The organism is Streptomyces sp. NPDC006235 (assembly GCF_040613735.1).
GTDB lineage: Bacteria > Actinomycetota > Actinomycetes > Streptomycetales > Streptomycetaceae > Streptomyces.
Window position 1 is genome coordinate 62,374 of record NZ_JBEXSR010000022.1, and the last position, 12,179, is coordinate 74,552.

The 12,179-nt window shown below is 69.3% G+C and carries 13 protein-coding genes; 12 read left to right on the forward strand and 1 reads right to left on the reverse strand.

Features of this window, described 5'->3' with window-relative positions; translation table 11 throughout:
• Positions 1-5 precede the first annotated feature (5 nt).
• The 9 genes from ABZ192_RS24660 (at position 6) to ABZ192_RS24700 (ending at position 7,916) form a co-directional block, all read left to right on the forward strand.
• Positions 6-806 (forward strand): MBL fold metallo-hydrolase, encoded by an 801-nt coding sequence (locus ABZ192_RS24660; RefSeq protein ID WP_356926616.1) that lies wholly within the window; start codon positions 6-8, stop codon positions 804-806.
• Positions 807-897: 91 nt separating this feature from the next.
• Positions 898-1,590 (forward strand): DsbA family protein, encoded by a 693-nt coding sequence (locus tag ABZ192_RS24665; RefSeq protein WP_356926617.1) that lies wholly within the window; start codon positions 898-900, stop codon positions 1,588-1,590.
• Between the two features lie 258 nt (positions 1,591-1,848).
• Entirely contained in the window at positions 1,849-3,060 is a 1,212-nt protein-coding gene (locus ABZ192_RS24670; RefSeq protein WP_356926618.1) for an aminotransferase class I/II-fold pyridoxal phosphate-dependent enzyme, read from the forward strand.
• A complete protein-coding gene (locus ABZ192_RS24675; RefSeq protein WP_356926619.1) occupies positions 3,050-3,553 on the forward strand; it encodes a DUF6190 family protein in 504 nt (167 codons plus the stop codon). Before ABZ192_RS24670 ends, ABZ192_RS24675 begins: the two co-directional genes overlap by 11 nt.
• An 11-nt stretch (positions 3,554-3,564) precedes the next feature.
• Complete coding sequence (locus tag ABZ192_RS24680; protein ID WP_356926620.1) at positions 3,565-4,353, forward strand: dihydrodipicolinate synthase family protein; 789 nt, start codon at positions 3,565-3,567, stop codon at positions 4,351-4,353.
• Positions 4,350-5,207, forward strand: coding sequence for an iron-containing redox enzyme family protein (locus ABZ192_RS24685; protein WP_356926621.1), 858 nt, complete (start codon positions 4,350-4,352; stop codon positions 5,205-5,207). Before ABZ192_RS24680 ends, ABZ192_RS24685 begins: the two co-directional genes overlap by 4 nt.
• On the forward strand, positions 5,207-5,488 hold the full coding sequence (locus ABZ192_RS24690; RefSeq protein WP_356926622.1) for a Rieske (2Fe-2S) protein: 282 nt from the start codon (positions 5,207-5,209) through the stop codon (positions 5,486-5,488). The genes ABZ192_RS24685 and ABZ192_RS24690 overlap by 1 nt, the downstream gene beginning before the upstream one ends.
• Positions 5,485-6,951: a cytosine permease gene (locus tag ABZ192_RS24695; protein ID WP_356926623.1), complete on the forward strand. Its 1,467-nt coding sequence runs from the start codon at positions 5,485-5,487 to the stop codon at positions 6,949-6,951. The genes ABZ192_RS24690 and ABZ192_RS24695 overlap by 4 nt, the downstream gene beginning before the upstream one ends.
• The gene (locus tag ABZ192_RS24700; protein WP_356926624.1) at positions 6,948-7,916 is read left to right on the forward strand and encodes a PDR/VanB family oxidoreductase; all 969 of its coding nucleotides are present in this window, start codon (positions 6,948-6,950) and stop codon (positions 7,914-7,916) included. Before ABZ192_RS24695 ends, ABZ192_RS24700 begins: the two co-directional genes overlap by 4 nt.
• Positions 7,917-7,978: 62 nt before the next feature.
• Here ABZ192_RS24700 and ABZ192_RS24705 read toward each other — a convergent pair whose 3' ends face one another.
• Positions 7,979-8,830 (reverse strand): hypothetical protein, encoded by an 852-nt coding sequence (locus ABZ192_RS24705; protein ID WP_356926625.1) that lies wholly within the window; start codon positions 8,828-8,830, stop codon positions 7,979-7,981.
• Positions 8,831-9,242: 412 nt separating this feature from the next.
• Here ABZ192_RS24705 and ABZ192_RS24710 point away from each other — a divergent pair, with 412 nt between their 5' ends.
• From ABZ192_RS24710 to rfbA, 3 genes are all read left to right on the forward strand, one after another.
• On the forward strand, positions 9,243-10,352 hold the full coding sequence (locus tag ABZ192_RS24710; protein WP_356926626.1) for a DegT/DnrJ/EryC1/StrS family aminotransferase: 1,110 nt from the start codon (positions 9,243-9,245) through the stop codon (positions 10,350-10,352).
• Positions 10,353-10,435: 83 nt separating this feature from the next.
• Entirely contained in the window at positions 10,436-11,068 is a 633-nt protein-coding gene (gene rfbC / locus ABZ192_RS24715) for a dTDP-4-dehydrorhamnose 3,5-epimerase (protein WP_356926627.1), read from the forward strand.
• Positions 11,065-11,985, forward strand: coding sequence for a glucose-1-phosphate thymidylyltransferase RfbA (rfbA, locus tag ABZ192_RS24720; protein ID WP_356926628.1), 921 nt, complete (start codon positions 11,065-11,067; stop codon positions 11,983-11,985). Before rfbC ends, rfbA begins: the two co-directional genes overlap by 4 nt.
• Positions 11,986-12,179: the final 194 nt, after the last annotated feature.

Consider the following 12,179-nt stretch of genomic DNA (forward strand, 5'->3'; position numbering starts at 1 on the left):
ACCTGATGCTGGAGACCTACACCGCAGGACCCGAACTGCATGTCCTGCCCTCCGAGTTACCCATACCCGACCTCGGCCTGCAGCCGGTCAACGCCTATCTGCTGCGCGGCGAGGAACCGATGCTGGTGGACTCGGGCATGCCCGTCGACCGCGCGGCATTCGAGGAGGCCCTGTGGTCGCTGGTCGACCCGGAGGATCTGCGCTGGGTCGCCATCACCCACGACGACCGGGATCACACCGGAAGCCTGACGCGCATTCTCGACCGGGCTCCCGGTGCGAAGGTCATCACCAACGCGATATCGCTCACCCGCCTGTCCGAAGAGTTCCGCATTCCGCGGGAACGGGTGGTGACGGTGAACCCCGGGAGTCGGATGTCGATAGGCGACCGGCGTCTCACCTTCCTGCGGCCGCCCACGTTCGATTCGCCGGGGACGCTGGCCCTGTTCGACCACAAGGACGGGACGCTTTTCAGTTCGGACAGTTTCGGCACGGTGCTGCCGAAAACCGTGCAGCATATCGGTGACGCCCAGGTGAAGGAATTCTTCGAGGGATTCGACATCCTGAACCGGGCGATCTCCCCGTGGACGGCGCTGGTGGCCGACCAGAAGTTCCACCGGACCGTTCGAGGCGTGTCCTCCCTGTCCGCCGCCCGCCTGCTGTCCGCGCACGGACCGACCGTGGAGGGCGCCATGGTCGACGCCCTGATGGAGGCCATGTCCCGCATTCCGAGCCTGCCGCAGTGGCTGCCGGGCGCGGACATCGATCTGGAAGCCGTCCTGGACGCGCACGGAGCATCGAGCGCCTGAGGCGTCCCCGCCCCTCCCGGCACGGCCCTGCGGCATGCACCGGCACGGGCCCGCGATCCCCCGCCCCACTGATCACACACTGGAGCAACTCATGACCGACGCGTCCCTGACCCCGCCGCCCGGCGTCATCATCGTCTTCTCCGACATCTGGTGTTCCTTCGCGCACATCGCGATCCACCGCCTGCACGCGACCCGCAAGCGCCTCGGTCTCGAGCACCAGGTCGGCTTCGACCTGCGTGCCTTCCCGCTGGAGCTCCTCAACGACGCCCCCAGCCCGCGCCCGGGAACCGACAGCGAAGTGGGCCGGATGGCGAGCATGGAACCCGAGGCCGGCTGGCAGCTCTGGCAGGACAAGGACTGGCTGTACCCGTCCACCATGCTGCCCGCGCTGGAGGCGATCCAGGCGGCCAAGGAACAGTCCCTGTCGGCCTCGGAGCAGCTCGACCTCGGCCTCCGCAAGGCGTTCTGGGCGCAGTCGCGGTGTGTCAGCCACCGCAAGGTCATCCTGGACGTCGCCGCCGAGACCGGCAGCGTCGACGTGACCGCGCTGGCCGCCGCCCTGGACGACGGCCGTGCCCGCAGCGCCCTCATGGAGCAGGCCGCCGTCTCCCGCACGGACCGGGTCAACTGCAGCCCGCACCTGTTCCTGTCCGATGGCGCCGACTACCCGAACCCGGGGATCGAAGTGCGCTGGGAAGGTGATTACGGCATCGGGTTCCCGGTGATCGAGTCCGACGATCCCAAGATCTACGAGGACATTCTCCTGAAGGCTGCCACCGAGTAGCGCAAGGACATCCGGCTCGAAGGCGGCCGGGGGATTTCGAAGCATCGAAATCCCCCGGCCGCCTTTTCGCGATGCAAAAAACATTGCCGCTATTATTTTTCCCGATTCGGAAAACATCATCGCGATTATCTTCCGGGGCCGGAAAACATCACGATGATTACCGCATTGGTGATCCGAGTGTGATTCAGGCTGCCGGAATTTTTCTGTAGCATTTCCTGCGTATTTCGGGAAGCCCCCAAAGACACAGGGAGAATTCTCATGTCCGAGAGCACGATCAGCGGCGTGCCGTCCGTGAGCTATGCGCCGAAGGCGGACGTCAGCGCCTTCGTCGACCTGACCCAGCACGAGATCGAAGCGCTCAAGACCCGGTACAACCTCGCCGACGCGCACACGCATCAGCGGCAGTCCCCCAGCCAGGACGCGATCGTCTCGCGGCTCCCCGAACTGTGGTACGAGTCCGAGTCCAAGCAGCAGGCCCACTTCGAGGCCCAGTTCCTGGACGCCTTCTTCCGGCTGCACCGCCAGCCCACGGCCCGCACGATGGGCCGCACCCTCCTGTCCTACTCCGCCAGCGTGTCCACCATGGTCGCCGGCATGTACCTCAAGAGCCGCGGCAAGTCCGTGGCCCTGGTCGAGCCCTGCTTCGACAACCTCGTCGATCTGCTCCGCAACATGCAGGTGCCGATATCGCCGTTCCCCGAGCAGGCGCTGCACGAGACGGACAAGATCTACGACCGGCTCGCACAGAGCGTCACCGCCGACGCGATCTACCTGGTCGACCCCAACAACCCGACCGGGTTCACCCTCCTGGCGCAGCGGCTCGAGGGCTTCCGCGAGGTCGTGCGCTACTGCGTCGACCACGACAAGGTCCTGGTCATGGACTTCTGCTTCGCCTCCTTCGCGCTGTGCGACGACACCATCGGCCGGGTGGACATCTACCAGCTGCTGGAGGAGTCCGGGGTCACCTACCTGGTGATGGAGGACACCGGGAAGACCTGGCCGATCCAGGACGCCAAGTGCGCCATGATCACCGCCAGCCGGGACATCCAGGAGGAGGTCTACAACCTCCACACCAGCGTGCTGCTGAACGTCTCGCCGTTCGTCCTCAACATGGTCACGCAGTACGTGGAGGACTCCATCGCCGACGGCTTCGCCTCGGTGCGGGACGTCATCACCGCCAACGGCGCGGCGGCGCGCAAGGCCATGGAGGGGACCATCCTCGAGTTCCAGGAGCCGGTGGTGAACACCTCCGTGGCCTGGTTCAAGATCCTCTCCGACGCCGTCACCGCCACCGAACTCCAGGCCGTGCTCTTCGACGAGGAGGTCTACGTCCTCCCCGGCACCTTCTTCTACTGGAACTCCCCGGAGCGCGGCGAGCGGTACATCCGGCTGGCGCTGGCCCGCGAGCCGGAGATGTTCGCCGCCGCGATGGACCGCCTGAGGAAGGTGCTCGAGCGCTATGCCCGGTGAGTCCTCGCGCGTCTTCATCGACGCCACCCTGTTCATGGGCATGCACAGCAGCGACCAGGCCGTCCGGCGGACCTGCAAGCGCTTCTTCGCCGGCCGGCTGGGCGAGAGCGTCACGATGAGCTGGGAGCAGGTCGGTCGCTGCGACGACCTCGTGTGGGACTACAGCCGATCCGTGCAGGACGCCTACTACCCCTTCATGGACAACCTGCACACCGACATGGCCATCGAGCGCATCGGCTACGGCGAGGACGACACGCGCCGGGCCTTCACGGCGCCGGAGCTGGAGGGGCTTCCCGCCCACGAACGGCTGCTGCTCGCGCAGGTCCTGTCCCACTCGGGCGTGCTGTACACGGCAAGCCCCCGCCTCACCGGCCGGACGGATCTCCCGGTCGCCACCGTCCCGGTCGCAGACACCGAGGACACCTTCCCCGGCCATCTCGAACGGCTCTACCAGGACTCCCTGGTCCTGACCGTCGCATCGCACTCGCTGTGAGGAGCCCGGACATGTACTCCGGCACGATTGTTCCCCTCGTCACCCCGATGAAGGACGACGGCAGCGTCGACGAGCAGAGCGCGGCCCGCCTCATCGACCACGTCCGCCCCGAAGTCACCGCCCTCATGCCGGCCCTGACCTCCGGCGAGGGCTGGAAGCTGGACGAGCGGCAGTGGACGGCCATCGTCGGCTGCACCGTCCGTCACGCCGGCGGCCTCCCGGTGCTCGCCGGCATCCAGCTCCCCGACACGGCACACGTCATCGAACGAGCCCGCCGGGCGGTGGACCTGGGCGTCGACGCCGTGGTGGTCACCACCCCGTTCGGCAAGGACATCACCCAGGACGCCATCGTCGAGCACTACCGGGCCCTGCGCGCCACCACCGACGTCCCGATCTTCCTCTACAACGAGGAGGCCCTGTCCGGCAACCGCATCGAGTACGACACCCTGCTGACCCTGTGCCGGCTCCCCGGGGTCGTCGGCATCAAGGAGTCCAGCGGCGACGCGTCCTTCACACGGAAGCTGGCCGAGGCGAAGACCGGCGTACCCGTCTTCGAAGGCTGGGAGAACCTGATCACCGCCGCGACCGGCATCGACGGCTTCATCGGCCCGCTGGCCAACCTCGACCCCGCGCTGTGCAACGCGGTGCTGGTCGACCCGAGCCCCGACCGTCAGGCAGAGGTCGACGCCGTCTGCGAGCGCTACGGCGTCTTCAAGGACGACTGGTACCGGTGGGTGAAGCAGGAACTGCACGCCCGGCGCATCATCGCCGACCCCGCGATCCACGAGGAGCTGCGGTGAACCCGACCACCGTCGCCGCCACCGTACGGCGGAACAAGCGGCGCCGCGGCGAGGCACAGCGCGAGCTGTACGAGCTGTACCGGCAGGTGCCCGACGCCGAGGGCTATGCGGCCATGCTCGACATCGAGGAACAGTGGATCCTTCCGCTGGCCCACCGGTTCGAGGCCGACGCGCCCGATTTCCCCTCCACCGCGGAGCTGCTGGAGGTCCTCAAGCAGTTCCTCGCCGAGGAGGAGGCACAGGTATCGGCCAACGACACCTTCCTGGCGAACGAGGCGACCCTGGAGCAGTTCAAGGCCGTCGTGCGGGAGTTCGCCCTCGACGGCCTGACCGAGTCCGAGTCGCTGCTGCCCGTCGTGCCCCGCCTGCCCTACCGGTCCGGCATGGCGGTCTTCCGGGTCCTGATCGACGAACTCGGGTGCGGCAACGACGACAAGTCCCACTCCCAGCTCTACCGGAACCTGCTGAGCGAGCTCGGTATGAGCACCGACGTCGACGACTACCTCGACGTCACCGGACCGGAGAGCTACGCGTACGTCAACATGTTCCACTGGCTGGCCAGCCGTGCGCCCTCGCCGCAGTACTTCCTGGGCGCCTACGCCTACTTCGAGGCCAGTGTCCTGTACGGGTTCCAGAGCTTCGCGCGCGCGGCCCGGCGGCTGGGCATCCGGCAGGACGCGTACTACACCGAGCACCTGTACATCGACTCGTACCACAGCAACCACATGCGCACCGCGATCCGGTCCCTCGAGGACCCCGACCCGGCGAAGATCTGGGCCGGTGTGCGGCTCGCCAGTCTCATCGTCGGGGAGGCCACCGAGGCGGCCGTCAACCGGGCACGGGAGGTCTCCTGATGGACGCGGAAGCCCCCATACGGGAGATCAGCGAGGACCTGGTGCTCGTCGAGGTGGCGGGCCGCAAGATCCTTGCCTCCGCGCGATGCCCGCACCGGCAGGGCAAACTCAAGTTCGCGCACGTCGACGGCGGCCGGCTGCGGATCAAGTGCCCCCTGCACTACTCGACGTTCGACCTGACCACCGGGGAGCGCACGTCCGGGCCGGCCTGCGACCCGCTGCGGATCGTGGACACCCTCTCCGCGGACACCGGGCCCGACAGGGGGCGGGGAGAGGCGTGAGCACGCTGCGCGAAGGGACGGCGCCGTCCGCGGCGCCGTCCCGCCCCGTCCCGCGCGAGGCCGACGGCATCGCGCCCGTCCCCGAAGCCCGGCGCACCTCCCGCCCCGCGGACTTCGGCTGGATCTGGCCCTCCGCCCAGTTCTCCTTCGGCACCGTGGTCCTGGGGGCGCTCCCCATCGCGTTCGGTCTGGGCTGGTGGGGCGCGATGAGCGCCATCCTGGCCGGAACCGCGGTCGGCACCGTCCTCCTCGCTCCTCTCGCCGGCCTCGGCGCCCGCACGGGAACCAACGACCCCATATCGTCCGGTGCCCACTTCGGGGTGCGCGGCCGGGTGATCGGCAACCTCATCACGATCGTCACCGCGCTGGGTTTCTTCTCCATCGCCGTGTGGACCGGCGGTACGGCCGTCATGGTCGCCGCCAACCGGCTGGCCTCCACCCCTACCGGGCCGGGTGCGCTGACCATGGCCATGGTCGCCACGGCGGCGGCGGTGGGCGTCGTCGCGGTACGCGGCCACACCGTCCTGGTGCGCACCTACCGGATCACCGCGGTGATCGGCGCCGTGGTGCTGACCGGCACGGTCCTGGTGCTCGCGCCACGGTTCAGCGCCGACTACGCGGGAGGCGCCCACGTGCTCGGCAGCTCCCTGCACACCTGGCTGCTGGCGGCGACCGCCTCGGCGACCGTGCCCCTGTCCTACGCCACGTTCCAGGGCGACTACACCCGCTACATGCCCGCCGGCACCCCGCCGGGCAGACTGATGTGGTCCTCGGGCGTGGCGATGTTCCTCAGCACCGTGGCCGCCCTGGGCACGGGCGCGTATGTCAGCACCCTGTTCTCCAGCCCCGACACCCCCTGGCTGCAAGGGCTCACCGACGCGGTTCCGGGCTGGTTCGCCGCGGTGGTGGTGGTCTTCGGCTTCGCCGGGACGCTGCCGCAGGGCGCCCTGTGTCTGTACGCGGCGGGCCTGTCGGCGAACTCGATGGTCTGGCGCGCGCCCCGCTCCGCGGTGACCGCCGTGACCGCAGTGCTGGCGCTGGCCGTGCTGTATCTGGGCGCGGTGCGCTACGACGCCATGGACTCCATGGGCGCGTTCGTGACGCTGCTGCTGACCGTGACAGCCCCGTGGGCCGCGGTGCTCACCGTCGGACACCGACTGCACGGCGGCCGGTACCGGCCCGAGGACCTGCGGGTCTTCACCTCCGGCGGGGGAGGGCGCTACTGGTACACCCACGGGGTGAACCACCGGGCCGTGACCGCGTTCACGACCGGGTCGGCCGTGGGCGTCCTCTGGGTCAACAACCCGCTCTACGTCGGCCCGCTGGCGGAGCTGACCGGCGGGGTCGACCTCGGTCTGCCCGCCTCCTTCGCCCTCGCCGCCGCGGTGTACGGCCTGCTGTGCCGCGCCCGGCCCGAGCGCTCCGCGCAGGAGGTCCCGATGACGAAGGAAGTGGCCCGATGACGTACGAGGACCGCGCACGGCCAGCGCGCAAGCTCCTGGTCCGCGAGACCGTCCGCGAGGCCGACGGCGTCCTGGGTGTCGTGCTCACCGATCCCCAAGGCGCGGACCTTCCGGCGTGGGGCCCCGGCGCCCACCTGGAGGTGTGCCTTCCGTCCGGACGGATACGGCACTACTCCCTCAGCGGCGATCCCGCGGACCGGACCACCTACCGGCTGGGTGTGCTGCGCGAGCCGGACGGAAGGGGCGGATCCGAGGAGATCCACACCGCCCCGCTCGCCGGCCGCCTGCTGGAGGTACGCGGTCCGCTCAACCGCTTCCCTCTCGTCCCCGCCGACCGCTACGTCCTCATCGCCGGTGGCATCGGCATCACGCCGATTCTGCCCATGGTCCGGCAGCTCGCCGCAGGCCCCGTCCCCTGGACGCTGCTGTACGGCGGCAGAACGCTCACGTCCATGGCCTACCGGGACGAACTCGCGGCCCTGGGAGGGCGGAACGTCAGCATCGTTCCGCAGGACAGCCATGGGCTGCTCGACCTCGATCACGCCCTGGAGGGCCTCCCGGACACCACAGCCGTCTACTGCTGCGGCCCGGGCGGCCTCATCCAGGCCGTGCAGGAGCGCTGCGACCGGCTCCTGCCCGCCGGCTCCCTGCACGTCGAACGCTTCACCGCACCCGCCGCCGGACCGCGCGGCGACACGGGCGCCTTCGAGGTGGAACTGCGGCGCAGCGGCCAGGTCCTGAACGTGCCGCCCGGTCGGAGCCTGCTCGATGTGGTGCGTGAAGCGGTTCCCTCCGTGGCCTTCTCCTGCGAGGAGGGGATGTGCGGAACCTGCGAGACCAAGGTCCTCGACGGCGTTCCGGAGCATCACGACACCTTCCTGTCCGACTCCGAGAAGCGGTCCGGCACGAGCATGATGATCTGCGTCGGCCGCTCCAGGACCAGCCGCCTGGTCCTGGACCTGTGAGCTTCCCGCGCGGGGCACGGCGTCGGTGATGACCGCCCGCAAATCGACGCCGCTGCCCCCGGCTATTCCCTGTGCCGCTCCCTCATCGTTTCGCGAACGTCGGTCTCGGCGTAGTACGTACGGCCGTTCCTGCGCAGCCGTCGCCAACCGCGCTCGCTGGCCAGCCGGTAGACGCTGCCGCGTGGCAAGTCCCAGAGGCGGGCCACGCCGTCGGGGGTGATCCAGCGTGCCGCGGCAGCGGGCTCACGCGCTGCCGCGCGGGTCATGCGCGCCTCCAGCTCCGTCCATGCGGAGCCCGGCCAGGCATGCGTGCTGTCCGCGGTGCAGCGGATCACGGACGGCCGTCGGCCGTCCTCGGGTACGTGGGCATCCAGGCTGCCCGGACACTCCGGTTCGACACACGAACCCACCTGGATGCGGCGGGACGGTGACAGGCCGATCGCCCGCAGCGCGGAACGCACCAGCGCGGCCACCTCGCCAGAGGCGTCCTCGGCCGACGAATGCCCGACGAGCCAGGGCACATGGAGCCGGAGGAAGGCACACAGCGCCGGCACGGTCCGCTCCGGCGGGCCCACGCGCCGCTCCTCGGCCACCAACTCCGCCCAGGACGCGAGCACTGCGAGCATCGTGGCGCGGCACTCGGCCGCCGCCGTGTTGAACGGCATGCCCCGGCGCGGCGTGCCCGACCTCCGGCCCCACGGACGGGGCGCCGGACCGCCGAGCGCCTGCCCGCACTCCTCGTACAGGGAGGGCAGCCGGCCCAGATCACGGTCGAGTCTCTCCTGGCACCACCGGCAGAGCAACGCCCCCGCGGACGCGGGCAGCCGAGGCTCTCCCGACCGTTCCCGGGCGCGGCAACCGCCACCGGCGCACAGCGTGACCGAGGCGCCCACCGGCATCGTCGTACGTCCCATGCGAACCCCACTTCCTGACCGTTCCCGAGCGGACGGGAGCAGCCCACGTCATGGGCGCGGGGCGGGCAAGCGGAGTCCGAAGAATTGGCAGACAGTTGTAGACCGGCTTGCAGTCGCGGCTGCCCCGAGGGGGGCGCCGGCCGACCTCCTGGAATTCTCCTCACAATTCCTTGTAGATCTTCTGAGAGTGATTTCGTTGACCCTCCACGGGATCCGAAGATAGCGTTCCCTATCGTTCGCGGTCCTTGTCTCCGGAGCCAGTTCACGGCCGGCGCTTTCTTGAGAGCATCCGAAGGACGACGGCATTTCCGCGGTCGTTTGCGCATCCTTCCCCCTCGCGCAGACAGGGACGCATCAACCACGTGTGCAGCGGACGCGGGCGCTTCGTCGGCGTCGCGAACTGGAGGATCTCGTGCCCATCAGAGTCTGGGACTACCTGCGCGAGTACGAGGCCGAACGGGCCGATCTGCTCGACGCCGTGGAGAAGGTCTTCTCCTCCGGACAACTCGTCCTCGGCGAAAGCGTCCGGTCCTTCGAGCGGGAGTTCGCCTCCTACCACGGGGTCGGCCACGCCGTCGGCGTCGACAACGGCACCAACGCCGTGAAACTCGGCCTCGAAGCGCTCGGCATCGGCCCCGGCGACGAGGTGATCACGGTGTCCAACACGGCGGCGCCCACCGTCGTGGCCATCGACGAGGCGGGCGCCACCCCGGTCTTCGTCGACGTACGGGAAGCGGACCACCTCATGGACACCGACCAGGTCGAGGCCGCGGTGACCGAACGCACCCGGTGCCTGCTGCCGGTGCACCTGTACGGGCAGTGCGTCGACATGGCGCCGCTGCGAGCCGTCGCCGACCGGCACGGGCTGAAAATCCTCGAAGACTGCGCCCAGGCGCACGGCGCCCGCCACCACGGCCGCCCGGCCGGTACGTTCGGCGACGCCGCCGCCTTCTCCTTCTACCCCACCAAGGTCCTCGGCGCCTACGGCGACGGCGGAGCCGTCATCACCGACAACCAGGAGACCGCCGACAACCTCCGCCGCCTGCGCTACTACGGCATGGAGGAGACCTACTACGTGGTGCGCACCCCCGGGCACAACAGCCGGCTGGACGAGGTGCAGGCCGAGATCCTGCGCCGCAAACTCGGCCGGCTCGACACGTACGCCGACGGCCGGCGGTCCGTCGCCCGGCGCTACGCCGAGGGCCTGGCGGACACCGGGCTGCGCCTGCCCGTCATCACTCCCGGAAACGAGCACGTCTACTACGTCTACGTGGTACGCCACCCCCGCCGCGACGACATCATCAAGCGGCTCAAGTCCTACGACATCCACGTCAACATCAGCTACCCGTGGCCCGTGCACACGATGTCGGGATTCGCGCACCTCGGCCACCGCCGAGGCGACCTGCCCGTCACCGAGGCGCTGGCCGACGAGATCTTCTCGCTGCCGATGTACCCGTCCCTGCCGGCCGACGTGCAGGACCGGGTCATCGAGGCGGTGCGCGAGGTCATGGCCACCCTGTGACCTGGCAGCCCACCGCCGCACCCACCCGTACGCCCCGCAGGGCCGGGGCGCTCGCCACCCTCACCCTTGACCGGAGGGACCCTATGCAGACGCGGAAGCTCGCCGTCGAAGGCGCTCTGGAGTTCACCGCACCGGTTTTCGCCGATGATCGCGGGCTGTTCGTCTCCCCTCTACAGCAGCAGCCGTTCGAGACCGCCCACGGCGGCCCCCTGTTCAAGACGGCGCAGAGCAACCACAGCAAGTCACGGCGCGGCGTGGTCCGGGGCATCCACTACACGGTCACACCCCCCGGCACCGCCAAGTACGTCTACTGCGCCAACGGCCGGTCGCTCGACATCGTCGTGGACACCAGGGTCGGATCGCCGACCTACGGCCGCTGGGACGCCGTCGTCCTCGACCCGGTCGACTTCCGCGCCGTCTACCTGCCCATCGGCGTCGGCCACGCCTTCGTGGCGCTCACCGACGACACGGTGATGTCGTACCTGATCTCCGGGCCCTACGTCGCGCGGAACGAACTCGCCCTGTCCGTTCTCGACCCCCGGCTCGGCCTGCCCATCCCCGAGGACATCGAGCCGATCCTCTCCCAGCGCGACATCGCCGCCCCCACCCTCGCCGAGGCCGAGCGCCAGGGCCTGCTGCCCGACTACGAGCGTTGTCTGGAACAGGAGGCCCTGCTGGGCACCGAGGACCAGGCGCGCACGGGGCCGCGGTCATGAAGGGGATCGTCCTGGCCGGGGGCAGCGGCACCCGGCTGCGGCCGCTCACCGGCGTCGTCTCCAAGCAGATCCTGCCCGTCTACAACAAACCGATGGTGTACTACCCGCTGTCGGTCCTCATGCTCGCCGGGATCCGCGACATCCTCGTCGTCTCCACCCCCGCCCACCTGGAGATGTTCCAGCGCCTGCTCGGCGACGGCTCCCGGCTGGGCCTCACCCTGGACTACGCCGAGCAGAAGGAACCCAGGGGCATCGCTGAGGCACTCGTCATCGGCGCCGACCACATCGCGTCCGACGAGGTCGCCCTCATCCTCGGCGACAACGTCTTCCACGGGTACGGCTTCTCCGAGTTGCTGCGCACCACCGCGGCGGACCTCGACGGCTGCGCCCTGTTCGGCTATCCGGTCCAGGACCCCTGGCGGTACGGCATCGCCGAGGTGGACGCCGACGGCCGGCTGCTGTCCCTGGCGGAGAAGCCGAGCGCACCCCGCTCCAACCTCGCGGTGACCGGCCTGTACATGTACGACAACGACGTGGTCGACCTGGCCCGCGACCTCGCCCCCTCGGCCCGGGGCGAGCTGGAGATCACCGACGTCAACCGTGCCTACCTGGAGGGCGGCAGGGCCCGGCTGGTGCAGCTCGGACGCGGCTTCGTCTGGCTCGACACGGGCACCCACGACTCGCTGCTGGAGGCCGGCCAGTACGTGCAGATCCTCGAACAGCGCCAAGGGGTACGCATAGGTTGCGTCGAGGAGATCGCCTACCGCATGGGCTACATCAGCGCGGAGGACTGCCTGCGGCTCGCGCACGAGCAGGCGGGCACGGAATACGGGGACTATCTCGTCGGCCTGGTTGAGCAGAGCCGGGAACGCCCGGGCGCGGCCCCCGTTTTTCACTCCCTTCACAAAACCTTGTGACGCAGCTGCGGAAAAGGGACTTGAAAAACGATCGGCCAGCGAAGAAGCTGGGTTCTAGATTCGCCAGAGCCGTGCCGGAAACAGCCTTCGGATATCGTGCGGCACGGTCGGCGTCTTTCCCCTCCTTCGCTGGTCGCTTTTCTTTTCCCCGGAAGTTCCGCATTTCTGTTGCGCGGGGAAATCCAGCCTCTATC

Excerpts from the sequence above, each read along its gene's own strand:
- ABZ192_RS24675 (WP_356926619.1), top strand. The coding sequence starts at position 3,050 with ATGCCCGGTGAGTCCTCGCGCGTCTTCATCGACGCCACCCTGTTCATG.
- ABZ192_RS24670 (WP_356926618.1), top strand. The coding sequence starts at position 1,849 with ATGTCCGAGAGCACGATCAGCGGCGTGCCGTCCGTGAGCTATGCGCCG.
- rfbC (WP_356926627.1), top strand. The coding sequence starts at position 10,436 with ATGCAGACGCGGAAGCTCGCCGTCGAAGGCGCTCTGGAGTTCACCGCA.
- ABZ192_RS24680 (WP_356926620.1), top strand. The coding sequence starts at position 3,565 with ATGTACTCCGGCACGATTGTTCCCCTCGTCACCCCGATGAAGGACGAC.
- rfbA (WP_356926628.1), top strand. The coding sequence starts at position 11,065 with ATGAAGGGGATCGTCCTGGCCGGGGGCAGCGGCACCCGGCTGCGGCCG.
- ABZ192_RS24700 (WP_356926624.1), top strand. The coding sequence starts at position 6,948 with ATGACGTACGAGGACCGCGCACGGCCAGCGCGCAAGCTCCTGGTCCGC.
- ABZ192_RS24665 (WP_356926617.1), top strand. The coding sequence starts at position 898 with ATGACCGACGCGTCCCTGACCCCGCCGCCCGGCGTCATCATCGTCTTC.
- ABZ192_RS24660 (WP_356926616.1), top strand. The coding sequence starts at position 6 with ATGCTGGAGACCTACACCGCAGGACCCGAACTGCATGTCCTGCCCTCC.
- ABZ192_RS24705 (WP_356926625.1), bottom strand. The coding sequence starts at position 8,830 with ATGGGACGTACGACGATGCCGGTGGGCGCCTCGGTCACGCTGTGCGCC.
- ABZ192_RS24690 (WP_356926622.1), top strand. The coding sequence starts at position 5,207 with ATGGACGCGGAAGCCCCCATACGGGAGATCAGCGAGGACCTGGTGCTC.